Source organism: Mucilaginibacter agri (genome assembly GCF_009928685.1).
Taxonomy (GTDB): domain Bacteria; phylum Bacteroidota; class Bacteroidia; order Sphingobacteriales; family Sphingobacteriaceae; genus Mucilaginibacter; species Mucilaginibacter agri.
In genome coordinates, this window is record NZ_WWEO01000044.1 from 572,261 (window position 1) to 596,874 (window position 24,614).

The following is a 24,614-nucleotide window of genomic DNA, read 5'->3' on the forward strand; positions in this document are numbered from 1 at the left end:
GTTATTTAATTACTTAAAGTTTTAAAGGCGTTTAACAGCTCCTCTTTGTCATCAAAGTGGCTTTTTACGCCTTTTACGTCCTGGTACTTCTCATGTCCTTTGCCTGCCAACAGAATGATGTCACCGGGCTGCGCCAAATGAACGGCTGTTTTAATAGCTTCTCTCCTGTCCACGATGCTGATGGTTTTCCTTTGGTTAGAAGGATCGACACCAGCTTCCATATCTTTAATAATTTGTGCCGGATCTTCTGACCGCGGGTTATCTGACGTAAGGATCACTTTGTCGCTCCAATCGCAGGCTGTTTTAGCCATTACCGGGCGTTTAGCTTTATCTCTGTCGCCGCCGCAGCCGATAATGGTAATTACCTTTTCAGTTCCTTTACGGATATCTTTAATCGTGCTCAACACGTTCTGTACCGCATCTGGTGTATGGGCATAGTCCACAATGCCTACAATTCTATTGGGCGAAATCACATAGTCGAACCTGCCTTCCGCGCCAGATAATTTGCTCAGGCTGGTCAATGTTTTTGCTTTATCCTGATCTAGCAGCATGGCAGCACCATACACAGCCAACAGGTTATAAGCGTTGAACATGCCCACCATTTTAAACCACACTTCTTCACCATCAATATTTAGCAACAAGCCACTAAACTGATCTTCCAATACCTTCACCTTAAAATCGGCCATGGTTTTCAGCGCATAGCTTTTTTTGTGAGCTTTGGTATTTTGCAGCATTACATTGCCGTTGCGGTCGTCTATATTGGTTAAGGCAAACGCTGTTTTAGGCAAACCGTCGAAGAATGCTTTTTTAGCCTTCAAATAGTTTTCGAAGGTTTTATGATAGTCTAAATGGTCGTGCGTTAGGTTGGTAAATATCCCTCCAGAAAACTGCAAACCTTCGATCCGATGTTGCGCAACGGCATGCGAGCTTACTTCCATAAAGGCATAATCGCAACCCGCATTTACCATATCGTTCAACAAACTGTTTAATGCTACCGGATCTGGCGTGGTGTGGGTCGACGGAATAACCTTGCCGCTGATCATATTCTCTACAGTTGACAACAAACCACATTTATAACCTAAATCAGTAAATAACTGATAAAGCAGGGTAGCGACAGTAGTTTTACCATTAGTACCTGTTACGCCTACCAGTTTCAATTTTGCCGAAGGTTTATCGTAAAAGTTAGAAGCCAGTATGCCCAGCGCAGCTGCCGAGTTTGATACCATCAGGAAGTTAACTTCGCCAACGGTATGGCCCGGAAGCTCTTCGCACACAATAGCAACAGCGCCATCTTTAATAGCCTGCTCAATGTAGGCATGCCCATCCACCTGTGTACCTTTCACGGCAACAAACAAGGTTCCCGGACTTACCTTGCGCGAATCGGCAGTTACTGAAGTAATTTGCACGTCCGCACTGCCTTGCAGCTCGGTAAAGGTTACACCATCCAATATTTTGCTCAGATACCTCATTCCAGTTCTATTACTATTTTAGATCCCTTTGGTATAATACTTCCGCCGGTTACCGACTGGCTTTTAACCAACCCGCTTCCGTGTACTGCAACTTTATAGCCTGCGTTACCCAATACATACAGGGCATCGCTCAAATCCATGCCTGTTACTGATGGCACAGTTATAATCTTCCTTTTAGCTACCTGTCCTGTCGGACGCAGGCTCGTATCTTCGCCCATACCCGAAGCGCTGTCTGAAACAGGTGCCCCGCGCACACCCAATTTGCTGTAAACCTCATTCAGTGCTTTCGCATTGCCTACTTTAACAACAGGTTTTCCGGCATCGGCATACTTAAGCTGCGGCTGCTGATTCATTTGCAAATCGCTTGAGTAAACTTTGTCGGCAACCTCTCTGAATACCGGCCCCGACACCGATGCACCATAGTATCCATTTTTAGGGTCGTTAATAACTACTATTAAGGAATACTTGGGTTTATCTGCCGGAAAGTAGCCGCAAAACGATGCTTGATATTGCTTTTTAGCTTTATAACCTTTATTACCGTCTGCCACCTGCGCAGTACCGCTTTTCCCGGCAACTTTGTATAGCGGATTATAAACAATATTTTTCCCGGTACCTTCCGTTATAACCCCCTCCAGCATGGCTTGCATTTTGCGCAGGGTTACGTCAGAACACATTTTTTCGTTAATAACACGGGTTTGAAAATGTTCCACTGTATTGCCTAAACGGCGAATTTCTTTTACAAAAATTGGCGTTACATACTTTCCGTTATTGGCAATGGCGTTATAAAACGAAAGCATTTTTAAGGGGGTAAGCTGCATTTCATAACCGTAGGCCATTTGGGGCAGCGTCAAGTTTTTATTCCAGCTTCTATTCTTCGGATTTTTCACTACCGGCTGTGCTTCGCCCGGTATCTGCAAACCCATTTTTTCATTCAAATGCCAGTTGTATAAGTGATTGGTAAACTGCGCCTGATTATCGTGATAAGCATTATTCACGAGGTAAGCAACAGCTGCGTTTGAGGACTCTTCAAAAGCCCTTTTTACCGTAACCACCCCAATGCTACCGTGCGAATCGGTGATAACTTTACCCGGAACCGAATAAGTACCTGTATTTACCAGCGTATTGGTATCGCATTTATGGTCTTCTAACAGGGCCATGTACGAGGCCACTTTAAATGTCGAACCCGGATCCTGGTTACCGGCAATGGCGTAGTTAAATTGCTCTTTATATTCGCCAGGTGCTATTTTATTAAAGTTGGCTACTGCACGCACCTCACCTGTAGAAACCTCCATTAAGATAGCAGCACCGTGATCGGCGTCGCTTTTGATCAGCTGTTTTAATAAAGCGCTCTGCACTACGTCCTGGTAGTTCACATCAATAGTCGACATAATGTCGGCACCGTCTTTTGGTGCAATTTCTTCTTCAGAATTAACCGGCATCCAAACACCGCCAGCAATACGCTGCATTAAACGCTGGCCGCTTTCGCCGTTTATATAATCGGCATAAGAACCCTCAAGGCCTACGCCGTTTTTAACGTTCTCGTTTTTGTAGCCAATGGTACGCATAGCCAATGTGCGGAAAGGCAATATCCTCCGGTTCTTCTGCACGATAATCAGCCCGCCTTTATATTTACCCATATTGAAGATGGGGAACTGACGGATCTTCTTCAGCTCCTGGTAACCCACCTTGCGACGGATCAGCTCATAACGCGAGCCGTCCCTGCGGGCATCCCGCAGCATCATCGAATATTCTTTAGCTGTGTGATCGCCAAAAAACTGCGACATTCTTAAAGCCAGTGAATCAATCTTGGCGTAAAATACCTTGTCGTCAGCAATACCGCCGGCCAACATATCCATGTGCAGCTCATATTCGGGTACAGAGGTAGCCAGCAAGCTACCATCAACAGCGAAGATGTTACCGCGGGCAGCCTCAACCGTCATATAACGGGTAGATAATGTTTGCTGCATCGATTTCCATTTGGCACCTTGCTTAAACTGCACGTTGAACAACTGCATAGCAACAGCCAGCGCAAACAGCAAAATGAGCCCGAAAGCCAGGTAAACCCTTAATAATATATTGGTTCTGATACTCATTTGTCGCCCTCCTCTTCCTTCACTACTATCTTTTGCGGCGGATCTAATGAAACCCTTACACCCAAAGTATCTGCACGTTTGGCAACCTCTGTCAAGGTGCTTTTAAACGCCAGTTCGGCTTTAGTACTTTTAAAATCCCAGCTTAATTCTTTTACTTCTTTACTATACTTATCTATATCCCTTAAATTCTTTTCGGCCAAATGCCTGTTGGCAATATATATCATAGCCAAAAACGCCAAAAAAAGCACAAAAGGCAAAGCGCGGGTAGCCTCATCTGTAGAGATGAAACCCTTGCGTAAAAACAGTGCAAAAAAGTTCTCGGGTTTTTGCTTTTTAGGCTTTTCTACCACAACAACTTCTTTCTCTGCTTCTTCTTCGGCTATATCTGCAATTAAACGGTTCATTTTTTTACAGCTATCCTTAATTTTGCGCTACGTGCCCTATTATTTTGTTTGATCTCATCTTCTGATGCGGTAACAGCCCCACGGCTTACAGCTATCAGCGGACGATCATCATTTCCATAAATATCCTTTTCTAACTCACCGCTAAATTTTCCTTTTGCGATGAAGTTTTTAACCAACCGGTCTTCCAGCGAGTGGTAAGACATTACCACCAGCCGACCTCCCGGCTTTAGGATCTCAGACGCCTGAACTAAAAATTCTTTAAGCGCTTCCAGCTCCTGGTTAACCTCAATCCTCAGCGCCTGAAAAACCTGCGCCAGGTATTTATTTTCTTTACCACGGGGAATTAATCCCGAAATGGCATTTTTCAAATCGGCAATAGTATCGATAGAGCCATTCAACCTTGCAGTTGCGATAGTGCGTGCTAATGATTTCGCGTTCTGTATTTCTCCATAGATCCCGAAGATGCGGTGCAGATCAGCCTCCTCGTAAGTGTTCACTACTTGCTTGGCAGTCAAGTCGCCCGACTGATTCATGCGCATATCTAACTCGGCATCGAAGCGAATGGAAAAACCACGATCGGCCTGATCGAATTGATAAGAGGAAACCCCCAGATCGGCCAGTATACCATCAACAGGGATAACACCATGTAAACGGGCAAAATTCTTGAGGTAACGGAAATTCTGGTCAACAAAAATGAAACGACTATCATCAATCATATTTTGCTGCGCATCTGCATCCTGATCAAAAGCCACCAATGTGCCTTTATCGCCCAGATGCTTCATGATTTCGCGCGAGTGACCGCCGCCGCCAAAAGTTACATCTACATAAGTGCCGTTAGGTTTAATAGCCAAACCCTCTATACACTCGGCAAGCATTACCGGAACGTGGTAAGTATTATCCATCACTCCTCCTTCCTAAACCACCCATAACTTCTTCGGCCAGGTTAGCAAAGTTTTCAGGTTCACTATCCATCTGCTCATCGTAGGCTTTTTGATCCCAAACCTCAATTTTATTTAACTGGCAAGCCAGCACAACATCATTACCAATACCCGCATACTCGAGCAGTGCTTTAGGCAACAAAATGCGCCCTGATGCATCTAATGATAATTCTGTAGCGCCGCGAGTAAAATATCTTATAAATTCGCGGGTTCTTTTCTCATACTGATTAAGCTTAGCAAGGTCATCAATGATCAGGTTCCACTCTTTTCGGGTATAGATAACAAGATGTTTTTCAAAGCCACGGTTGATCACAAGACCCTCTGCCTCAGCTTCTGGAAGCTGACGCTTGAGGCCAGTGGGGATCATCATCCGCCCTTTGGCATCTAGTTTACATTCAAATTCACCTAAAAAGTGAGACATCTATACAGGTATGGTAAAAAACTAACGTAAAAGTAACATAGAAGTTCCACTTTATACCACTTTTCCCCACAAAAAGTTTTTAACAATTTTAACTCAAACAACAAAGGCATTTACTACCCCCTTGATTATGGGTTTGTTGTGTGAATAATTTCTATCTTGAAGCCGTTATGATCATCATTATACAATGCCCCGACCGGGTGGGCTTAGTGGCCAGCATTACCACAGTTTTGGCCAAACACGAGCTCAATGTTATTTCACTCGGCGAACACGTAGACAAGGAAGAAGAGCGATTTTATATCCGCCTTAATGTAGAGCAGACTAAAGATGCCATCCTGCTGGAACAAGAGCTTGAAGCGGTACTCCCCGCCGACAGCCTGATAACCATTAACCCCCTGCCACAGAAAAAGATAGCTATACTGGTAACCAAAGAATACCACTGCCTTGCCGATATTTTGGTGCGCAATTATTTTAAAACACTCGGCGCAGAAGTGCAATGCGTGATAGGCAATTACGATAATTTACAAGATGTTTGCCGGCGATTTGATATCCCCTTTTATCATGTAAGCCACGAGGATAAAACCAAGCCCGAATTTGAAAATGAGGTTTTGAAAACCATTAATAAATACGTACCGGACTACGTGGTATTGGCCAAATTTATGCGCATACTTTCGCCGGAATTTGTAGCTAATTTTCCGATGAAACTGATCAATATTCACCACTCTTTTTTGCCGGCTTTTGTGGGCGCTAGTCCATATCGCCAGGCGTATAACCGTGGGGTAAAACTGATTGGCGCCACAGCGCACTTTGTTACCAACGATTTGGACGAAGGCCCGATAATTACCCAGCAAACCATCCACGTAAACCATAGCTTTAGCACAGCCGATATGGTGAAGGCCGGACGTGAAATTGAAACCGCAGTATTAGCCAAAGCACTCGAATTGGTTTTTGATGACAGGGTATTTGTTTATAAGAATAAGACGGTGGTTTTTGAATAATGAATCCTTTATTGAATTGCTTTCTAACAACCTTATGATCACTATTAATCCTTTACTTAAGCTAAAAGCCGGGCATCTTTTTTTATTATTTATTTTATTTCAACTTATTTACGAACAAGCATCTTTTAGTTCGTTGATTCAATTTATTGCATTACTTATTTATATAGGGTGGATATATTCTATAGGTAGCTACATGCATGGTCTAATCCCTCCAAAATTACGCCCGGGAATCACTTATTTCCGGGTAAGTTGCTTGTTCATAATTTTTTTATGGGTCATCGGATATTTTATACAAGGGTACTTTGCAAATGAAGAACTCTTTCAAATTAACAGTTATAAGTCACTCTTATATATTTCATTGACATTGTACACCGCATGGAGCATACTCTACATTTTCAGCTTCGCTGCCAGAATGCTGGAGTCTGTTATTGAAGGTGAAATAACAAATCTGAGTGATAGCTTAAAAGCTTTTTTCTGTTTTTGGTTTTTCCCTATTGGCATGTGGTATATACAACCTGCCGTACACCGGGTAATAGAAAATCGTTTAAATAAAGCTAATATCGCAGACAAATAAACATATTTGCTTAATGGACCAATTACCTAAATTAAATAACGAGGAGATCCGTGTGCTGGGCTCGCTGATGGAAAAAAGCCGCACTACGCCCGATTATTACCCGATGACACTGAATGCGCTGGTGGCCGCCTGCAACCAAAAATCGGCACGCAAACCGGTGGTAGAATATGATGACAACACGGTAATCACAGCACTCGACACCTTAAAAAGAAAAGGACTTATCTCTACTGCAACAGGCGGATCGAGCAGGGCTATTAAATACAAGCATAACTTTGCCATTGTATTCCCGGTTATACCTTCGGAAGTAGCGGTAATTTGTCTGATCTTACTTCGCGGGCCGCAAACTCCCGGAGAGATCAATACTAACTCGGGCCGTTTATACGAGTTTGAGTCGCTCGACGATGTACAGGAAGCCTTAGAAAAACTAAGCAGCGGTGATTTACCCTATTTAACCCAACTCCCTAAACGCCCCGGCCAGAAAGAGCAGCGCTATATGCATTTGTTCGGCGAAAGTTTAGATTTTTCAGAGGATGGTGAAATTGATGTATCAACAAAACCATCAGTAGCTGGATTAGAAATAAGAATAAGCGAGCTAGAAGAAAAACTGGCCGCTATGCAGGAGAAGGTAGATAAATTGATGCAGGAATTGGGGATATAGCTTTTATTGACTTCCTTTAAGGAAAATATATAACCAGCGTCATGCTGAACTTGTTTCAGCACCCCACGGGACCAGTATACTTTATACTATGCAGGGTTGCTAGCCTTATGGGGTCCCGAAACAAGTTCGGGATGACGGAAAACCGCAAATAACACAAATGAAATCATCTCGCCGCTCCTTTATCAAAGCATCAACAATGGCCTGCCTCTCCACCGGGTTTGCGGCAGACGTTTTAGCCAATGAAATAGAGCCTCCTAAAAACGGCCTTGTATTTCTATTTCAGGGAGATTCTGTAACCGATGGCAACCGAGGCCGCGACCAATCAGATTTAAACCATGTAATGGGGCATGGCTATGCCTCTAACATAGCCGCCCGGATAGGAGCCGACTTTCCGCATAACAATTTTCATTTTTATAACCGCGGCATAAGCGGTAATACCGTAGCCCAATTAAATGGCAGATGGCAAACCGACGCTTTGGACATTAAGCCCGATGTGCTGAGTATTTTAGTTGGCGTTAATGATACCAATGCGTACATCCGCGATATTACGGCGGGAGATCAACTGAATCAGTTTGAAGCTGATTATAGAAGCATCCTTTCCCAAAGCAAACAGCAAAATCCCGATTTGTTAATTGTTGTAGGTTTACCTTTTGTTTATCCCGGCAGCAGAACTAACGAGCACGTCGACCTTTGGAAAAACAGCGTAAACAAGCGCAGGGAAATCGTAAAAAAGTTGGCTATTGAATTTAATGCCATTATTGTCGACTACCCTGCCATGTTCGATAAGGCGATTAAAGACACCTCTGTTAACTACTGGATCTGGGATGGCGTTCACCCAACCGTGCCTGCCCACGAATTAATGGCCCGAGAATGGATTAAGCAAGTTAGCGAACGGTTGAAGTTTCTGAAGATTTATAAGTATAAATAAAAAGACCTTTAATAAAAATGTGTCATTGCGAGCGATAGCGCGGCAACCTCGCCGTATGCTATTCGATCTGTATAGCTACAAGATTGCCACGTCGCACCTCCGCGCAATGACAAGTTTTTCAAAGCCCTCCCCTTTGGGGAGGATTGGGAGGGGTTTACTCAATCACCCTAACCTTCAAAAAGCTCGGATGCTCCTTACTGGTGTACACCTTATGCGTAGCTTTCTGGAAATCTTTATCTGTAGCCTTCATAATATCTACAAACTTCTGCGGGTTACGGTCAATAAGCGGGAACCAGGTGCTTTGAACCTGCACCATAATGCGGTGACCTTTTTTAAAGGTATGCAGCACATCTTGCAGTTCGAAATTTACCGGGGTAACCTGTCCGGGTACAAATGGCTCGGGGTGCTCGGTACGGTTGCGGTATTTACCGCGCATACTTTCGCTGCGTACCATTTGCTGGTAGCCAGATAGGTATACATCTTTACCCGTCCATTTATTGTTCTTGGTAGAATCAGGATAAACGTCAATTACCTTAACCACCCAGTCGGCATCCGTACCTGTCGTGGCTACTTTAAGGTTAGCCCAGATGTTACCTGCAATGGTAACGTCGTGGTCAAGACTATCAGTTTGCCAGGTTAATACATCGGGACGACGGGCTGCAAAGCGCTGATCGCCTGTCATGTACTCGCGTTTCATGTCCATATCAATACCATTAATAAACGGTACGGGATGAAACGGATCTGATATATATTCTTCGTAAGTACTTTTAGCCGCTGTCGGAGCCGTGAACGACAATTTACCGTTAGGCAAAAAGTACAAATTTTTGTCTGCAGCCTCTTTTGGCGGCCATGTTTTGTAGGTTTTCCATTGGTTAACGCCCGTTTCGAAGGTATTTACTGGCGCAATATTCAGGTCTGTTCCTTTTAAGTAATGACTGAAGAAAGCGAACTCAATTTTTTCCCTGTAATACGGGCCAGTCGGGCCGCCGAAATCTACATCGCCTAAATGGTCACCCGCACCACGTGCCCAGCCGCCATGAACCCAGGGGCCCATTGCGAAGTAAACCGGGGTAGTTGGATTCTTTTTAACGAGTGTTTTATAGGTGTTGATAGCACCATACAAATCTTCGGCATCGTACCAGCCGCCTGTTACCAGAACAGCAGTTTTAATATCGTGCAAGTGCGGCAACACGTTGCGGGCTTTCCAATGCTGATCGTAGTTCGGGTGGTTTAGCATTTCGCTCCACAGGCGGATGGTATCTTTATAATATTTATCGTTGGTGTTGCGGGTTGGGCCCATGCGCATAAAAAACTCATAACCATCTTCGGTACCGGCATCAAAGCCTTTGGCACGGCGTTGCGTAGGCTTATCATCCTGGCGGTTGGTAAAACCCGGATAGAAACCAAAGTTGGCCACCAAAAAAAATGCGCCGTTGTGCCAGCCGTCGTCGCGCCATAAATCGGCAATCGGTGCTTGCGGCGAAGCTGCTACCAACGCCGGGTGACGGCTTAATAATGCCGTTGTAGTATAAAAGCCGGGATACGAAATTCCCCATACCCCTACTTTACCATTATTGTTGGCAACGTTTTTCAACAGCCAGTCTATAGTATCATAGGTATCGGTGCCTTCATCAACGTCTTTGTTAGTTTTGTGTTCTTCCAACTCAGGGGTCATTTCCTCGTAAATGCCTTCGCTCATCCAGCGACCACGTACATCCTGATAAACAAAGATGTAGCCATCGTGCACAAACTGCGATGATGGGCCGAGACTGCCTTTGTACTTATCTGTACCGTAAGGTGCTACGCTGTAGCAGGTACGGTCCATCATAATAGGATATTTCTTCGACTGGTCTTTAGGTACGTACACCGAAGTGAACAGCTTTTTGCCGTCGCGCATGGGTATCTGGTACTCATACTTGGTGTAATTGTCTTTAATGTAAGCAGCATCAGAAGCCGGCGGTTGCTGTGCAAAAGCACCGAAACCTGTAAGCAGGATAAACAGGGAAAAAATTAAACGCATGGGTATAGTATTGAGGTACTAAAGTAGTAAAAAAGAGGGAAGTTGTAGTGGCGATGCAATCGCCGGGAAGTTTTAAGCACGCGATGCAATCGCGCGCAAGGTGGTAGGGGTTTCCCTTATTCTATTACTTGACTTTTTTTTATATGTTAGCGTCATGACCGACATCGCAGTTCCTATTATAGCAATTTTAGCAGTGTATATCGCGCTATTTATTACAAGTCCCCTTATAGCTTTATTACATGAACTCGGGCACGCGTTCGCCTATTTGATATTGACTAAACCCAACCACATAGATGTATTTGTAGGTTCGTATGGAAATGAGAAAAACTCCTATAGTTTTAAATTAGGGAGGCTGTCGCTGCACTTTAAATATTCGTTCCCATTTATATGGGGAGTGGGCTTATGTAAAAGCGATACAATAGAATCAACCCCCTGGAAATATATTATTATTCTGTTAGCTGGGCCTATTTTCACCTTAGTTATGGCTATTGTTTTTGGCTTGCTCGCTTTTCATTTCGATGCAAATGGCCAGTTACGAATGTTTTGCGTTGCATTAATCCTATTTTCGTTTATTAGTTTGCTTACCAATTTAGCCCCCAGAACCTTAAACCGCTCTACAGCCAATTATCTGGAATCGGATGGAAGACAAATTGCATTTACTTTAAAATACTGGAAAGTATATCCGCAATACCTTTCGATATTGGACAGTATACAAAAAGAGCGATTTGAAGTTGCCTTATTCAAAATAGATAACTTATTAAAGAACAATAAACCGCACGAACGCCTGCTGCGCTATCAGATAGCATGTAACATCGCTTTAAAAAGATATGAAACCGTTATCGAACTTACCCAGCAACTTAACAGATTTGTTTACCTTACCAAGGTAGACTATATGAATCGTGGTTGCGCTTACTCTTTGTTAGACAAGCACGAACTCGCTATTAAAGATTATTATATCGTAATTAAAGCAGACGCGACTAACCCAATCGTATTCAACAATTTAGGTTACGGGCTTATTGAAACAGGTGACTATAAAAAAGCTGAAAAAGTACTTAAGAAATCCATCAGTTTAAACAGAGATTTATCTTACGCTAATAGTAATTTAGGATATCTGAAAATCTTAACCGGAAATTTTGAACAAGCTAAAATAGTGCTTGATAAAGCGCAGGAACTAGATCCCGCAGAGCCTCATAATTATAAATACTTAGGTATTTACCACTTAAGAACAATGAATTTAGAAGAAGCTCAGACTAACTTTCATAAGTGCCTCGAATTAGATAGTTCAATTGATCTTAAAAAATATTTAGACGAAATTGAATTACTGAATAAGAGGGACAAAGTAGCGTTGTAGTGGCGAGAAACTTTCTGTCCTCCTGCTAATAGGCATTTGGGTTCCCAAACAAGTTCGGGATGATGGGAAAGGGAAACAAATCATTGCCCCAAAATTCTTCTCAATTTTTCAAAAGCCTTGTCTTTTTCTGTCGTTTCGCCGGGTGATAGCAAAACATTAATTAAGTCATTAAAATTATTACAATTAATAAAATGAATATTTAACCAGCCTGAGCTCCAAAAATCTACATAACCGCTCGTATCTTCCCTCTCAAATTCCAGCCTGTCAAGATCACCAAAATCCCCATTTTTAAAATTCTTGCATTCTACTCTGTAATCTGATATCAACGCAGAAAATTCTTTTTTAAACCAGTGTAAGTCTTTCATATCAGCAAGTAATTTAACAAAAAAAGGCTTCGGTTTCCCGAAGCCTTTTCCGCGTATTAAGAAAAATTAAAATTATTCGTTGATAGCTTTTACACCTGGCAATTCTTTGCCCTCCATGTACTCTAACAATGCGCCACCACCTGTTGAAACATAGCTCACATCGTTAGTCAGGCCAAATTTAGCAACTGCTGCTGCCGAATCGCCGCCACCGATTAGTGAGAAAGCACCATTTTGAGTTGCACGTACTACTGCTTCTGCAACTGCTTTGGTTCCTTTATCAAATGACTCCATTTCGAACACTCCCATTGGGCCGTTCCATAACAGGGTTTTAGATTCTTCGATCACTTTGCTGAAAGCTTTAACAGTTTCAGGACCGATATCTAAACCTTCCCAATCATCAGGGATATCTTTGTTTGACGATACGCTTTTATTGGCATCGTTAGAGAAATCATCAGCAATGATGGAGTCGGTTGGCAAAATAATGTTAACACCTTTTGCTTTAGCTTTCTCTAACAGGCTTAAAGCTAACTCTTGTTTATCAGCCTCTAATAATGATTTACCAATTTTACCGCCTTGTGCTTTGGCAAAAGTGTAAGCCATACCGCCACCGATAATCAGGTTATCAACCTTCTCCAATAATTTTTCAATCAGGAGAATTTTGTCTGATACTTTAGCACCACCCATAATAGCAGTGAAAGGTTTTTCAGCACCGTTAAGAATCTTTTCAGCGTTTGCTAATTCGGCACCCATCAAATAACCAAAGTACTTAGCGTTAGGGAAAAATTGTGCAATAACCGCTGTAGAAGCGTGCGCACGGTGAGCGGTACCAAAGGCATCATTCACGTATACATCACCTAATTTCGAAAGCTTTTCTGCAAAGTCTTTATCGCCTTTTTCTTCTTCTTTGTAGAAACGAAGGTTTTCCAGCAATAAAACTTCACCTGCTTTCAGGTCTTTTGCTTTTTCTACAGCTTGTTCGCCAATGCAGTCATCAGCAAACTCCACTTGCTGACCCAATAGGTCTGACAAATGTTTAACTACATGTTTTAATGAATATTTTTCAGTCGGACCATCTTTCGGGCGACCCAAATGCGACATCAGGATCACAGCGCCACCTTCTTTCAAAATCTTTTGAATGGTTGGCAAAGCCGCCGTCATGCGGTTATCATCGGTAATGTTATAGTCACCATCAAGCGGGACGTTGAAGTCTACCCGGATAAGGGCTTTTTTACCTGCGAAGTTAACTTGGTCTATTGTTTTCATGTTGAATATTGTCGATACGTAAACGTTTCCAAATCTGGTAAATTAATTCTGAAAACCGAACCCTTAATTAAAAAAGGTGTATAAAAGACACAATAAATTATTGTTAAGGAGCGTATCAGCAATCTGGGATCTTGCGATTCCTTCCCTGAGGAAGGTTCAGGAAGGGGGTTATTAAACAGTGCGGGCAAACTTACCCCGCCCTGCCAATTCACAGTCAGCCCGCCCCTCCCCAAGGAGGGAATCGGTTAACGGTATATATCTTCTTACTGTATTTTAAGATACATCGCATAATGCGGGCCGATGCCGGGGATATCAAATTCTTCCGAAACAATCTCGAAACCCAGGCTGGCATAAAACTTTACGGCAACCTTGCGCGCATTACACCACACGTAATTAACTTTTTGCCCGCGCATATATACTATAGCAAAATTTACCAGTTGATTACCTATGCCCCTGCCCTGGTAGTTAGCCGCTGTAGCCATACCGCGAAGCTGATAACCTGTACCTTTAAACTCGCCATACCCTTGCAGATGAAATGAGGCGATACAAACCAATTGATCGCCATCGTAATAGCCGAGGTGAAAAGCCATGTCTCCATCATCGCCTTTAAAGCGGCATTCATCTAAAGTTAACCGACCCTCGCGCAGTATCTCGTTACGAAGCGGAAGCACATCATCAGCAGAAATAAATTTTATCATAAAAGCCTCACCCCGGCCCTCTCCAGGGGAGAGGGAGTTTTTAATATTATTTGTCTCGATTCTTAATTCTCGATTCCCGATTCTCTTTCTTTATTCTCATCACCAAATCAGCCAGCCTGCTCGAATAACCCATTTCGTTATCGTACCAGCCAACAACTTTGGTTAGGCCACCCACAACCGAGGTTAACAGCGCGTCGAAGATACAACTATGCGGATTATCTAAAATATCTGTCGAAACAATCGGGTCTTCCGTATACTCCAAAATATCTTTCATGGGGCCATCGGCTGCAGCTTTAAAGACAGCGTTGATTTCGGCTACAGTGGCTGGCTTGTTTAACTCGCAGGTAAAATCGGTAAGCGAGCCGTTAAGCACTGGTACGCGGATACCCGCACCGCCCAGCATGCCATCTAAATGCGGAAATATAGAAGTTATTGCCTTTGCGGCCCCCGTTGTTGTTGGAATAATAGAACCCGACGCAGCCCGTGCCCGGCGCAGATCTTTATGTGGAGCATCGTGCAGGTTTTGGTCGCCGGTCATGGAGTGCACGGTGGTAATATAGCCTTCTTTTACCCCCCAGTTATCATCCAGCACTTTTACCATGGCAGCCACATTGTTTGTAGTGCATGAGGCATTAGAGAGAATTGGCGTACTAAGATCAATCTCACCGTCATTTACGCCTAGTACCACGGTAGGCACGCCCTTATCTGCCGGGGCAGAAAGAATTACTTGTTTAGCACCTGCGTCTAAATGCATTTGCCCGCCGACATGAGTAGCAAATTTACCGGTTGATTCGATCACCAGATCGATATCCAGTTCTTCCCAGGGAAGTTGTGTTGGGTCCTTTTCGGCCAATACAATAATTTGCTGACCGTTTACATACAGGTTACTAAGATCAGAGCTTACTGTACCCTTAAACCCACGATGAACAGAATCATATTTAAATAAATGCGCGAGCGTAGCAGTATCGGTTATATCATTAATAGCCACAACCGTTACACCCGGCTGGTTTATTATATTACGTAGAAATATGCGACCTATACGGCCAAACCCATTTATTGCAATCCTCATCACCCTGTGTTTTTAGAGGATGCAAAATTAGTTAAAAAGTGTGTAGTAAAAGGTGGCTGCTTGTCATGCAAAACTTACATTAAATAATTATATTAAATTCGCTCAATCTATTTACTAAAACAGTTTTAATGTCGCTAGCACAACAACAGCTTCCTAAAATTATTCTTGTACTACTTGTTATCCTAACCATTATTACGGGTATTGCCATTTACCATCACCCAATGGCTATCTTCCCCGATCCAAGCTGGGGTTTCCAGGTTATGCGATCTATGCAACATGGTGGCGGCTTTAATATGCTGGTAACGCCAGACCAGGGTAACATCAGTCAAAATTATGGCGAGTTTTTAAGCTGGTGGTCGCCGGGGCAATACCTGGTACCTTACTTTTTTATTACTGTATTCCACGTAAATGTTGGCCAGGCTTGCGCGCTTACTGTTTTATTTTGCGAAATAATAGGACTATTTGGCTTTTATCAATTCTTTAAAAAAGCAGGATTTTCTGCTAATATTTCGGCTATCAGCGTGGCATTTATAGCCTGCCAAATGTTTTACCTAATGCCTTATGTATTTTACAACGGAGGTGAAGTTTTACTCTTTGCCTTTGGCGGATGGTTTCTTTATGGCTGTTTAAGCTTTACCCGGATAAGCTGGCAAATGATACTTTTTGTATTACTGGCTGAGCTGATTGGCTTTATCTGCAAGTCATCGTTTATGTGGATGTATGCTTCCGGATTGTGTGTACTATGGATCAGACTTTCGCGCACGCATAAACTATTGGGCAAATGGCTTATTAACGGAATATGGATAGGCATCCCGGCCGTAATATCGTTCGCGATCATCTACCTTGGATACCTATCTAAAGGTCAAAACCCAACTTCCGGGGGCAATGGCTTAAAGTTTATTTGGCCAACTTTGGGGTTCCCGCTGGCATCACCGCTACTCTCGGGTTTCTCTGTTGATGATTTAACACACGGACTACTATTTCACCCAGATGGCCCGATGTTTAGCCACGGCATAAGCGTGCTGATTATTGTTGTGTTGGCAATAGCCACCGTTTTTATTGTATGCCGCATACTAAAAACGGTGCCCTACCCCGAATATCGTTTAGTGCTTAGTGTTATATATATTGTTAGCGTGATATTTTTCGGCATGGCGTTTCTACGTCAACTGGCTATATCATACGAGGGCAGGCACTTCCGTTTGGTAGGGTTAGTATTTATACCGGGCGCAATCTATCTCGTCAGTCGCCTGCAGGTAGGTTACAAAGCCCTATTTGCGCTGGTGTGGGTGGGCATAACTTATGCCAGTGTGCAGTATCTGGTTAGCGGGTACCGGATCAATAATAATGAGAGCGCTCACGGCACGTCGGGCATCACGCAGCAATTTTTAGATCAGGCTGCTATAGATGAAGTAGTGGAGCTGGATAACAGTAATAAAAACGCGGTATTTGTTTTTCTCAGTGCCGATTTACGCCTTGAAGTGCAAAATAACCGCGTTGTAACATTAGACCCTATTGCGCAGGATATGAAGATTAACTACGCAGATTATCAGCATTGCGGGCATTCTGGTCCTTTGTATATCTTCCTGCCATCTAGCTATAAAGGTGCTAAAGCCGCTATGATCATGAAATCATTCGAAGACTATAAAGGCTTTAAGCTAACCCAGCTTAGCGAAGATTACGTATTGTATTCAGCTAATTAAACTGAGCGGTTAATCTCTTTCCAAAGCAGGTCTTTTAATTCTAAAAGACCTTTTTGAGCTATAGATGAGATAAACGTAGCCGGGATATCTGCAGGGAGCTCCAGTTTCATTTCGGCCAATAGCTCGTCGTCTAACAAGTCAGACTTTGTAATAGCCAGCACGCGAGGCTTGTGAATCAGTTCAGGATTGTACTCTTCCAGTTCGTTCAACAAAATGTCGTACTCTTGTTTCAGGGTACGATTGGTATCGGCCGGAATCATAAACAGCAGTACCGAGTTACGCTCAATATGGCGCAGGAAACGGAAACCCAAACCTTTACCTTTTGATGCACCTTCTATAATACCCGGGATATCGGCCATCACGAATGATTTGTTATCGCGATAAGCCACAATGCCCAGATTAGGTACTATTGTTGTAAATGCATAATCAGCAATCTCTGGCTTAGCAGCAGATACCACAGAAAGTAAGGTTGATTTACCCGCGTTAGGGAAACCTACCAAACCAACATCGGCCAGTAATTTTAGTTCGAGGATGTTCCAAACTTCCTTGCCACCTTCGCCCGGTTGAGCAAAACGAGGGGTTTGGTTGGTTGATGACTTAAAGTGCCAGTTACCTAAGCCACCGCGGCCGCCCTCGGTTAATATTTTAGTTTCGCCATCCTGGGTTATTTCGAAAACAATTTCGCCTGTTTCAGCATCTCGCGCAATAGTTCCCAATGGAACCTCTAAGATTTCATCGCGACCGGTTTTACCGGTTTTTAACGAGCTGCCGCCCGATTCGCCGTCACCGGCAATTACGTGTTTGCGAAATTTAAGGTGAAGCATGGTCCATAACTGGGCATTACCTTTTACAATAACGTGCCCGCCGCGACCGCCATCACCGCCATCAGGGCCTCCTTTTGCTGTGTGCTTATCGCGGTGCAAGTGAGCAGAACCCGACCCACCGTGCCCTGAGCGACAGCATATTTTTACGTAATCAACAAAATTTGAACCTTGAGACATGACTTTTGAATTTCGGATTTCGGATGTTTGATTTCGGATTACACCGGCCTCAAATATCTTGTTCCATGTTAATACAACGCGTAACTCTTAATTTAGTTAAAATCATATAACCCTAACCCTTGTTATCTAAAAAGGTTGTCGCAGTTACGCTACGACAACCTTTTCTTTATATAAAAATATCCAAATCCGAATAAAACCCGATTTCAAATTCCGAAATCGAACATCCGAATTACAAAATCTTAATATCCTTCTACCACCTCACAAATACCACCAAAGATCTCTTCTATCGATCCGATGCCATTGATGCTGGTGAATTTGTTTTGTGCTTTGTAAAAATCTGCAACCGGGGCAGTTTTATCGTTGTACTCGCGGATACGTTTAGCTATTACTTCTTCGTTAGCATCATCCGGGCGGCCAGATTCTTTACCTCTTAACAACAAGCGGTGCAGTAATTCTTCCGGGGCAACCTCTAAAGCCACCATGCCGTTTATCTGCGAATCTTTACTTTTCAACAAAGAATCTAAAGCTTCGGCTTGCGCTACTGTACGTGGAAAACCATCAAAAATAAACCCTTTAGCATCTTTATTGCTATCCAGTTTATTGCTGATCATACCGATAACCACTTCGTCGGGTACTAACATACCGGCATCCATTAGTTTCTTGGCTTCGAGGCCAAGTTCGGTGCCATTAGCAATTTCACTTCGCAGCAAATCACCGGTTGAAAGGTGGATCAGCCCGAATTTTTCGATAATGTTTTGTGATTGCGTACCCTTCCCTGCTCCGGGAGGACCAAACAGTACTAAGTTTAGCATGCGTTGATTTTAAATTTAAAAAGCCTTTCATGTGCAGAACAAGAAAGGCTTAATTTTAAATGTGGACCCGAAGGGAGTCGAACCCCTAACCTTCTGATCCGTAGTCAGATGCTCTATCCAATTAAGCTACGGGTCCAAACCATATTTATTCAGAGACTTTATTAGCAACGCCCTCTCTGAAAGGGAATGCAAAAATAGAATTTCCTTTCAATATCTCCTAATGAAAAAGTGAAATTATTTCACTTTTTCTGCAATAGCTTCAAAATCAGGTAAATCTCCTGCATTTTCTAAAACCTCCGCATAGATAATGTTCTGTTCTTCGTCTAAAACAAAGGCTGCACGCTTAGAAACGCCTTTTAAACCAAATGCAAACTCCGCATAGATAGCACCGTAAGCAGAAGAAACTTCCTTATTAAAGTCAGAAAGCAATGGAAACTGGTAGTTATTTTCTTCTTTAAACTTAGCCAGCGTAAAAGGCGAATCCACAGAAATACCTAAAATCTGCGCATTAAGACCATCATAGTAACCAAAGCTATCGCGCATGGTACAAAGCTGTGCAGTGCAAACGCCTGTAAAAGCTAAAGGAAAAAAATGAATAACCACTTTTTTACCCTTAAAATCAGCTAAGGATACTTCCTTAACCTCCGTAGAAAACAATGTGAACTGTGGTGCCGGCTGGCCAACTTGTAATGACATGTATTTAGTTTTTATGCCGTAAAAATAAATACCTGCAAGTAATTGTGTGTTATAACAATGTCTTTTATTTTTACGAAAACCCTCCTTATGAAATACCTTGTTACTAGTCTGCTCTTTGTATGCTTATTTGCCAATGTTAATGCCCAAATAATCGGCTTTGTACGCGACGCCGATACTAAGCATCCGATACCATTTGCATCTATAACGGTTAAAGGCACTCAATTAGGCACCGTTAGTAATGAAAAGGGAGACTTTACGCTTAATATAACCAGTTTGCCGGTAACGCTGTTTATAAGTTGTCTCGGCTACCAACCAATTGAGGCTAAAATTGATGATACAAACCAATACCTGGTAATTTCTCTTAAACCCCAGATTACCCAACTACCCGAAGTAACAGTAGGCAACCCCGCACTCGAGATTATAAAACAAACAGCGGCAAAAGCAGGCAAAAACATCCACACAGAATACTACACCAAAGTATTTTTCAGACGGATGACACTGGAGGGCGAGGAACCTACATTCTTTGCCGAAAGTTTTCTGGATGCACAATGGCAAAACTGGGGACTTACCAAATACAACATCTCCAATAGTCGTTACTTACAGAACGAGAACAGCATTAACTATAATAATGTAGCTATGTTCAGCATGTTGTGCAGTGGATATGTAAATAATAGTAAGATCATCTCTCCTATTAATCACAAACCCGATTCCTTGTATAAATTCATTATCAAACAAACTTTCAAAACCAATGGCCACGAAATTGCCGTGATAAAATGCGAATTAAAAGACCCAGACAACACCCTTAATTCGGCCTTTGTGGGAGATTATTACATCGATACCGAAAATTACACTGTGCTAAAAACCGATGGTACCATCAGTCGCTTCAAAATGAATGCTTCGGGTCCATTGAGCTTAAAGTTAAAGGAGTTAAGGATTGTATCGCAATATAAAATGGATGCCGACAGTAATACCGTGTTGGATTACTCCAATTTCACACTAAAATCCACATTGAAAGCGGGTTTCGTGGGCATTAAGCAATTAACCTATAACGGACAACTATTTGCGCTGGATTATAATACCCCTTTTGACAAATCAGCGCTGAACGAAGTATCTGTTGATAAAATGCAGAAAGAAGAAGAGAAGTTTAAAAGCGTAGCATATGATCCCGAGTACTGGAAGAATAATCCCATTATTAAACGCACAGATAGCGAGGATGCGGCCGTTGCTTTGCTGGAACAGCTTAAAAAAGTTAAGGGTAATATCGGGAAACAATAAGGCAAACAGATTTAGGTTCCTAAGGTTATCCTCATCATGAAAGCAGTAGTAATTACCCAACCTGGCGATCCGAAAGTTTTACAAATACAAGAACGCCCGCAACCCAAACCCGCTGCCGGCGAAGTATTGATCAAAGTTTCGGCGGCAGGCATAAACCGACCCGATGTTTTTCAACGCAAGGGTAATTACCCGCCGCCTGCCAATGCCCCGCAAGACATCCCCGGACTGGAGGTTGCAGGCATTATTATTGAGCTTGGGCCTAACGTAAGCCGCTGGAAAAAAGGCGATCGCATTTGTGCACTGATTGTTGGTGGCGGTTATGCAGAATATTGCATTGCTCCTGAAGGACAATGCCTGCCCGTGCCCGAAAATTTAGGCATGGTTGATGCGGCATCCCTCCCCGAAACCTTTTTCACCGTATGGAGCAATGTATTTGGCCGTGGCCGGTTGAAAACAGGGCAGAGTTTGTTAGTACACGGCGGCAGCAGCGGCATTGGCGTTACGGCTATACAAATAGCAAAGACATTGGGATGCACTGTTTATGTAACCGCTGGCTCTGACGATAAATGCGCCTTTTGCGAACAACTCGGCGCTGACAAAGCCATTAATTATAAAACCCAAAACTTTAAAGAAGAAATAAAAAGCTTGACAGACGGGAAAGGCGTTAACGTGATATTGGATATGATAGGCGGTAACTACACACCCGACAATTTGCAATCACTAGCAGACGAAGGCCGCCTGGTGATGATCAACACAATGCAGGGAAAAGATGTGCAGGTTGATCTTTCGCTGGTGATGCGTAAACGCTTAATTATTACCGGCTCGATGCTGCGCAGCCGGGAGATAGAATTTAAAGCCAAAATAGCCAAAAGCCTTGAAGAACATATCTGGCCGATGCTGGCATCGGGTCAAATCAAACCCATTATTTATAAAGTATTCCCTGCCGATGAAGCCGCGAAGGCGCACGCGCTAATGGAAGACAGTTCGCACATGGGGAAGATTGTGCTGAGCTTTGAGTAGATTTAGATAATAGTTTATGGTTCATAGATCATAGCCGGAGTTTGGCTGGTTAGAAAACGGAAAGGGCCTGTAATTTATACTACAGGCCGTTTCTGTTTGGGTTGAAGCTACTATGAACTATCAACTATCATCCATGAACTAATTTATCAGGGGAACTTCACACTCCGGTAGCTAGCCGCATCGGCCAGTGGAATGTTAGAACCATATTGCGCATTGATGGCCTTGATAAACTCATTGGCTACAATGGCATAACCTCTCGGGGTTAAGTGAACACCATCCAGAGAGAAGATACCACCACTGATATAGCCTGCATTCAGGTTTACACCATCTACCACCAAACCATGCGCTTTTACATTGTTCAGGAAGGTATACATATCGTTTACGGCAATGCCTTTTGAGGCCGCTACCGATTTAATGGTGTTGTTGTATGAGGTTACATAATCTTTAGTCAAGGTTACTTCATTGGCATCCAATACATATTGGTTCTCTATCGGGCTGTATGGGGTTAAGCCATAGGGCAGCATACCGGCCGGGGTAGATACCAGGGTGCCGATCTTTGAGGTCGGGAAGGTCAGCACAATCAGGTCATTGGCGGTTGCCGGTCTGGCGGCATAAGTAGTACCTGCTGCTGTAGCATCCGACTTGGCATTAACAAAAAGCGCCTGCACCGCAGGGTTGGCTTTTTGTACACTGGCTAAAATAGCAGCTACGGTTACCGTATTAAAGTAAGGGATAGCCGTTACATCCGGGATAGTAGCTACAGCCCCTTTCTGACCACTGGCGGTTAGTTTAGCCATCAAAGCACTATACAGGGCATTGAAAGTGGCTTTATCGGTCAGCACATCACCTGCCCCACCCGAGGTGGCATAACCTAAGGCATCGTTATTACCCAACCAGTTGGTAAAAAAGGTAAAGGGTTTGGCGGTAATAAAATCCAGGTAAGTGGTGGTATGGGTGCCTTCGGCACCGGGAAGCAACCTTTCGTAAAAACCATTGAGGTTACCATAAGGGGCATAAGTAATGTGGGCCAGTTTAATACCGGGTACGCCGTAATTATTGATATCGGTACCTGCGTACTTGGCATAAGTGGTTACCGCTCCATAACCAGGGATGGTTACCTGCCCGGTTACCGCCAGGTTAGTGGTTACCGGGGCGGTAATCGGCGCACCGGTAGTTTTATCAAAACCTGTCAGTTGCAGGTAGCCCGAACCATTAGCCTGATCTTGTGAAAACAAAGGCTGTATAAAATTACCCGTCCCGCCCAGCTGCTTCATTTGCTGCGCAATGATAGATGGATAAGAGTTTTGCTGGCCTTCGAGATACAAACCGCCATCGGCATAACCTGCCGTTAGCGAGTTACCTACGGCAATATACCGGGTAAAATCGGCCGAGCCACGGGTTGGTACCGGGGTTTCTATGCTGGGTTTGCAGGCCGATAGGCTTAATACACCAGCGGCCAAAATGCATATATATTTATATGAGTTCATGAAAATCGTTTTTTAAATACTACCAGTGATAAGTAAGTGATACACCCGGAATGTATACGTTAGATCTGAAAGTTCCGGATAATTGGGTTTCGATATTGGTTTGGGTGCGAGACAACAGGTGTTCGTATTCGAAAGAGAGATCAACATCCAGTTTTCTGGCAATGCTATATCCTAAACCGCCTGTAAAATAATAACGGTTAGCGTCTGGCACTTCCGGCGTTACATAACCATCGCGTACTGCTGTAGAAGCATAACCACCGCCAGCGCGGATAGCCCAACGGTCAACCGGCTTAAACTGCGCACCAGCCCTGAGGCTATAACCATCCCTATAATTGCGTGGCGAGTAGGTATCCTGTAGTGTTGGCGTGTTCTGAGCATAGTCAAAGGCCAGTACTTTGTATGAATGCCATCCTACCCAATTCGCGTCAAGCGCAAGTGTCCATTGTTTGGTTGGATAGAAACCGAAGCCAATAGAAGTAGTGGCCGGGAGCGGAATGCTAGCATAAAAAGTATTTGGCTGTGGGAAACTGGTTGCCAAAGATGCAGGCACCTTGAATATCGCATCGCCGCTGCTAATAGTGGTATTAGCTTTAGAGCGATAGTCGATACCTATAGTAATATGCGATTCGGTCTTGAAGAAAACGCCCGCATTCCAACCAAAGCCGTGGCCGTGGCCTTTTAACTGCGCCTGGCCATCGTTACCACTTGCATCAGACAATGGCAGCGCACGTTGTAAATCAACCGTACCAATATCATAAACAAAACCACCGCCGATGCTTACAAAGTCGGCAAGCTTGATACTTAAGGTAGGTTGAAAATAAATAGCTTTTAAATCAAGGCTTTCTATTGTATATTTACCTTGCCACTGGCGCCCCCAGTCGGTTAAACCGCCGAAAGGTGTATAAACACCAAGGCCAATTTTCCATGGAGCCGATTTTGGCCCCCAAACGGCATAACCCGAAAAAGGTGTAGCCACTTTATTGGCAGTATGATATACATCATTTGTACCAGCCGGATTGAAAGATGATTTAAAAAACAAGGGACTAATACCAGCCTGCACAGAATTTTCTGGCAACATGGCTACAGCGCCGGGGTTAAAGTAAATGGAGGCGCCATCTTGCGCAAGGCCGGTTCCGGTGTGGCCCATGCCGATCTGTTTCTGACCGCCGAGGTTTACCTGAAATCCCTGTGCAAACGACAATGCGGGCAATAATGCCAGCGCAAAGAGTAGAATTTTTCTCATAATAAATACTGAGGTTTACCTAAAATAAAATTGGATTGCAAACATAGAGAAATAGGCCAAGAGACGATTAACAATATGTTAATTTTTTTTACCTAAAAAACTTTAATATAAGTATTTAAAAAATCCGTTACAAA

23 protein-coding genes and 1 tRNA gene are annotated in these 24,614 nt (G+C 43.4%); 8 read left to right on the plus strand and 16 right to left on the minus strand.

The annotated features are described in order from the left end of the window. Window positions 1-5: 5 nt before the first annotated feature. Genes GSY63_RS18660 through mraZ form a run of 5 tightly spaced genes read right to left on the minus strand, consistent with a single transcriptional unit; the run spans window position 6 to window position 5,325 of the window. Window positions 6-1,469 carry a UDP-N-acetylmuramoyl-L-alanyl-D-glutamate--2,6-diaminopimelate ligase gene (locus GSY63_RS18660; RefSeq protein WP_166587343.1) on the minus strand — a complete coding sequence of 488 codons (1,464 nt, stop codon included), beginning with the start codon at window positions 1,467-1,469 and terminating at the stop codon, window positions 6-8. Then, window positions 1,466-3,562, minus strand: coding sequence for a penicillin-binding protein (locus GSY63_RS18665; RefSeq protein WP_166587344.1), 2,097 nt, complete (start codon window positions 3,560-3,562; stop codon window positions 1,466-1,468). Before GSY63_RS18665 ends, GSY63_RS18660 begins: the two co-directional genes overlap by 4 nt. Beyond that, the gene (locus GSY63_RS18670) at window positions 3,559-3,966 is read right to left on the minus strand and encodes an FtsL-like putative cell division protein (protein WP_166587345.1); all 408 of its coding nucleotides are present in this window, start codon (window positions 3,964-3,966) and stop codon (window positions 3,559-3,561) included. Before GSY63_RS18670 ends, GSY63_RS18665 begins: the two co-directional genes overlap by 4 nt. Beyond that, window positions 3,963-4,868 carry a 16S rRNA (cytosine(1402)-N(4))-methyltransferase RsmH gene (gene rsmH / locus GSY63_RS18675; protein WP_166587346.1) on the minus strand — a complete coding sequence of 302 codons (906 nt, stop codon included), beginning with the start codon at window positions 4,866-4,868 and terminating at the stop codon, window positions 3,963-3,965. The genes GSY63_RS18670 and rsmH overlap by 4 nt, the downstream gene beginning before the upstream one ends. Further along, window positions 4,861-5,325: a division/cell wall cluster transcriptional repressor MraZ gene (gene mraZ, locus GSY63_RS18680; RefSeq protein WP_166587347.1), complete on the minus strand. Its 465-nt coding sequence runs from the start codon at window positions 5,323-5,325 to the stop codon at window positions 4,861-4,863. The genes rsmH and mraZ overlap by 8 nt, the downstream gene beginning before the upstream one ends. A 167-nt stretch (window positions 5,326-5,492) precedes the next feature. Here mraZ and purU point away from each other — a divergent pair, with 167 nt between their 5' ends. From purU to GSY63_RS18700, 4 genes are all read left to right on the plus strand, one after another. Next, window positions 5,493-6,320 carry a formyltetrahydrofolate deformylase gene (gene purU / locus GSY63_RS18685; protein ID WP_166587348.1) on the plus strand — a complete coding sequence of 276 codons (828 nt, stop codon included), beginning with the start codon at window positions 5,493-5,495 and terminating at the stop codon, window positions 6,318-6,320. A gap of 34 nt (window positions 6,321-6,354) precedes the next feature. Continuing rightward, the gene (locus GSY63_RS18690; protein WP_166587349.1) at window positions 6,355-6,894 is read left to right on the plus strand and encodes a hypothetical protein; all 540 of its coding nucleotides are present in this window, start codon (window positions 6,355-6,357) and stop codon (window positions 6,892-6,894) included. Between the two features lie 13 nt (window positions 6,895-6,907). Continuing rightward, complete coding sequence (locus tag GSY63_RS18695; protein WP_166587350.1) at window positions 6,908-7,552, plus strand: YceH family protein; 645 nt, start codon at window positions 6,908-6,910, stop codon at window positions 7,550-7,552. Between the two features lie 157 nt (window positions 7,553-7,709). Next, window positions 7,710-8,480: an SGNH/GDSL hydrolase family protein gene (locus GSY63_RS18700; RefSeq protein WP_166587351.1), complete on the plus strand. Its 771-nt coding sequence runs from the start codon at window positions 7,710-7,712 to the stop codon at window positions 8,478-8,480. Between the two features lie 154 nt (window positions 8,481-8,634). On the opposite strand, the gene GSY63_RS18705 is transcribed toward GSY63_RS18700, so the two are convergent. Further along, window positions 8,635-10,500 carry a CocE/NonD family hydrolase gene (locus GSY63_RS18705; RefSeq protein WP_166587352.1) on the minus strand — a complete coding sequence of 622 codons (1,866 nt, stop codon included), beginning with the start codon at window positions 10,498-10,500 and terminating at the stop codon, window positions 8,635-8,637. 154 nt (window positions 10,501-10,654) lie between these two features. On the opposite strand from GSY63_RS18705, the gene GSY63_RS18710 reads away from it, so the two are divergent. Then, window positions 10,655-11,851, plus strand: coding sequence for a tetratricopeptide repeat protein (locus tag GSY63_RS18710; RefSeq protein WP_166587353.1), 1,197 nt, complete (start codon window positions 10,655-10,657; stop codon window positions 11,849-11,851). Between the two features lie 80 nt (window positions 11,852-11,931). Here GSY63_RS18710 and GSY63_RS18715 read toward each other — a convergent pair whose 3' ends face one another. The 4 genes from GSY63_RS18715 to gap form a co-directional block, all read right to left on the minus strand. Continuing rightward, on the minus strand, window positions 11,932-12,216 hold the full coding sequence (locus GSY63_RS18715) for a hypothetical protein (RefSeq protein ID WP_166587354.1): 285 nt from the start codon (window positions 12,214-12,216) through the stop codon (window positions 11,932-11,934). Between the two features lie 72 nt (window positions 12,217-12,288). After that, entirely contained in the window at window positions 12,289-13,479 is a 1,191-nt protein-coding gene (locus tag GSY63_RS18720) for a phosphoglycerate kinase (protein ID WP_166587355.1), read from the minus strand. A 263-nt stretch (window positions 13,480-13,742) separates the two neighbouring features. Next, a complete protein-coding gene (locus GSY63_RS18725; protein ID WP_166587356.1) occupies window positions 13,743-14,177 on the minus strand; it encodes a GNAT family N-acetyltransferase in 435 nt (144 codons plus the stop codon). A 46-nt stretch (window positions 14,178-14,223) separates the two neighbouring features. Further along, a complete protein-coding gene (gap, locus tag GSY63_RS18730; RefSeq protein ID WP_208094593.1) occupies window positions 14,224-15,246 on the minus strand; it encodes a type I glyceraldehyde-3-phosphate dehydrogenase in 1,023 nt (340 codons plus the stop codon). A gap of 128 nt (window positions 15,247-15,374) precedes the next feature. Between gap and GSY63_RS18735 the strand changes: the two genes are divergently transcribed. Further along, window positions 15,375-16,946 carry a hypothetical protein gene (locus tag GSY63_RS18735; protein ID WP_166587358.1) on the plus strand — a complete coding sequence of 524 codons (1,572 nt, stop codon included), beginning with the start codon at window positions 15,375-15,377 and terminating at the stop codon, window positions 16,944-16,946. On the opposite strand, the gene obgE is transcribed toward GSY63_RS18735, so the two are convergent. From obgE to GSY63_RS18755, 4 genes are all read right to left on the minus strand, one after another. Then, window positions 16,943-17,947, minus strand: a complete 1,005-nt coding sequence (gene obgE / locus GSY63_RS18740; protein WP_166587359.1) for a GTPase ObgE — start codon at window positions 17,945-17,947, stop codon at window positions 16,943-16,945. The genes GSY63_RS18735 and obgE overlap by 4 nt on opposite strands. A 239-nt stretch (window positions 17,948-18,186) precedes the next feature. Continuing rightward, a complete protein-coding gene (locus tag GSY63_RS18745; RefSeq protein ID WP_166587360.1) occupies window positions 18,187-18,759 on the minus strand; it encodes an adenylate kinase in 573 nt (190 codons plus the stop codon). Between the two features lie 62 nt (window positions 18,760-18,821). Further along, window positions 18,822-18,895, minus strand: a tRNA-Arg gene (locus GSY63_RS18750). Between the two features lie 98 nt (window positions 18,896-18,993). Beyond that, the gene (locus tag GSY63_RS18755) at window positions 18,994-19,455 is read right to left on the minus strand and encodes a redoxin domain-containing protein (protein ID WP_166587361.1); all 462 of its coding nucleotides are present in this window, start codon (window positions 19,453-19,455) and stop codon (window positions 18,994-18,996) included. An 87-nt stretch (window positions 19,456-19,542) separates the two neighbouring features. Here GSY63_RS18755 and GSY63_RS18760 point away from each other — a divergent pair, with 87 nt between their 5' ends. After that, window positions 19,543-20,730 carry a carboxypeptidase-like regulatory domain-containing protein gene (locus tag GSY63_RS18760; RefSeq protein WP_166587362.1) on the plus strand — a complete coding sequence of 396 codons (1,188 nt, stop codon included), beginning with the start codon at window positions 19,543-19,545 and terminating at the stop codon, window positions 20,728-20,730. Window positions 20,731-20,766: 36 nt separating this feature from the next. Next, complete coding sequence (locus GSY63_RS18765) at window positions 20,767-21,750, plus strand: NAD(P)H-quinone oxidoreductase (RefSeq protein WP_166587363.1); 984 nt, start codon at window positions 20,767-20,769, stop codon at window positions 21,748-21,750. Window positions 21,751-21,896: 146 nt separating this feature from the next. Here GSY63_RS18765 and GSY63_RS18770 read toward each other — a convergent pair whose 3' ends face one another. Continuing rightward, window positions 21,897-23,237 (minus strand): SGNH/GDSL hydrolase family protein, encoded by a 1,341-nt coding sequence (locus GSY63_RS18770; protein ID WP_166587364.1) that lies wholly within the window; start codon window positions 23,235-23,237, stop codon window positions 21,897-21,899. A 19-nt stretch (window positions 23,238-23,256) separates the two neighbouring features. Further along, window positions 23,257-24,480 carry an OmpP1/FadL family transporter gene (locus tag GSY63_RS18775; protein ID WP_166587365.1) on the minus strand — a complete coding sequence of 408 codons (1,224 nt, stop codon included), beginning with the start codon at window positions 24,478-24,480 and terminating at the stop codon, window positions 23,257-23,259. Window positions 24,481-24,614: the final 134 nt, after the last annotated feature.

Bases quoted from the DNA above. Each gene is read 5' to 3' on its own strand.
- GSY63_RS18670 (WP_166587345.1), bottom strand. From the start codon at position 3,966: ATGAACCGTTTAATTGCAGATATAGCCGAAGAAGAAGCAGAGAAAGAA.
- mraZ (WP_166587347.1), bottom strand. From the start codon at position 5,325: ATGTCTCACTTTTTAGGTGAATTTGAATGTAAACTAGATGCCAAAGGG.
- GSY63_RS18745 (WP_166587360.1), bottom strand. From the start codon at position 18,759: ATGCTAAACTTAGTACTGTTTGGTCCTCCCGGAGCAGGGAAGGGTACG.
- purU (WP_166587348.1), top strand. From the start codon at position 5,493: ATGATCATCATTATACAATGCCCCGACCGGGTGGGCTTAGTGGCCAGC.
- GSY63_RS18765 (WP_166587363.1), top strand. From the start codon at position 20,767: ATGAAAGCAGTAGTAATTACCCAACCTGGCGATCCGAAAGTTTTACAA.
- GSY63_RS18725 (WP_166587356.1), bottom strand. From the start codon at position 14,177: ATGATAAAATTTATTTCTGCTGATGATGTGCTTCCGCTTCGTAACGAG.
- GSY63_RS18660 (WP_166587343.1), bottom strand. From the start codon at position 1,469: ATGAGGTATCTGAGCAAAATATTGGATGGTGTAACCTTTACCGAGCTG.
- obgE (WP_166587359.1), bottom strand. From the start codon at position 17,947: ATGTCTCAAGGTTCAAATTTTGTTGATTACGTAAAAATATGCTGTCGC.
- GSY63_RS18735 (WP_166587358.1), top strand. From the start codon at position 15,375: ATGTCGCTAGCACAACAACAGCTTCCTAAAATTATTCTTGTACTACTT.
- GSY63_RS18720 (WP_166587355.1), bottom strand. From the start codon at position 13,479: ATGAAAACAATAGACCAAGTTAACTTCGCAGGTAAAAAAGCCCTTATC.
- GSY63_RS18695 (WP_166587350.1), top strand. From the start codon at position 6,908: ATGGACCAATTACCTAAATTAAATAACGAGGAGATCCGTGTGCTGGGC.
- rsmH (WP_166587346.1), bottom strand. From the start codon at position 4,868: ATGGATAATACTTACCACGTTCCGGTAATGCTTGCCGAGTGTATAGAG.
- GSY63_RS18715 (WP_166587354.1), bottom strand. From the start codon at position 12,216: ATGAAAGACTTACACTGGTTTAAAAAAGAATTTTCTGCGTTGATATCA.
- GSY63_RS18690 (WP_166587349.1), top strand. From the start codon at position 6,355: ATGATCACTATTAATCCTTTACTTAAGCTAAAAGCCGGGCATCTTTTT.
- GSY63_RS18775 (WP_166587365.1), bottom strand. From the start codon at position 24,480: ATGAGAAAAATTCTACTCTTTGCGCTGGCATTATTGCCCGCATTGTCG.
- GSY63_RS18665 (WP_166587344.1), bottom strand. From the start codon at position 3,562: ATGAGTATCAGAACCAATATATTATTAAGGGTTTACCTGGCTTTCGGG.
- GSY63_RS18710 (WP_166587353.1), top strand. From the start codon at position 10,655: ATGACCGACATCGCAGTTCCTATTATAGCAATTTTAGCAGTGTATATC.
- GSY63_RS18760 (WP_166587362.1), top strand. From the start codon at position 19,543: ATGAAATACCTTGTTACTAGTCTGCTCTTTGTATGCTTATTTGCCAAT.
- GSY63_RS18770 (WP_166587364.1), bottom strand. From the start codon at position 23,237: ATGAACTCATATAAATATATATGCATTTTGGCCGCTGGTGTATTAAGC.
- GSY63_RS18705 (WP_166587352.1), bottom strand. From the start codon at position 10,500: ATGCGTTTAATTTTTTCCCTGTTTATCCTGCTTACAGGTTTCGGTGCT.
- GSY63_RS18700 (WP_166587351.1), top strand. From the start codon at position 7,710: ATGAAATCATCTCGCCGCTCCTTTATCAAAGCATCAACAATGGCCTGC.
- gap (WP_208094593.1), bottom strand. From the start codon at position 15,246: ATGAGGATTGCAATAAATGGGTTTGGCCGTATAGGTCGCATATTTCTA.
- GSY63_RS18755 (WP_166587361.1), bottom strand. From the start codon at position 19,455: ATGTCATTACAAGTTGGCCAGCCGGCACCACAGTTCACATTGTTTTCT.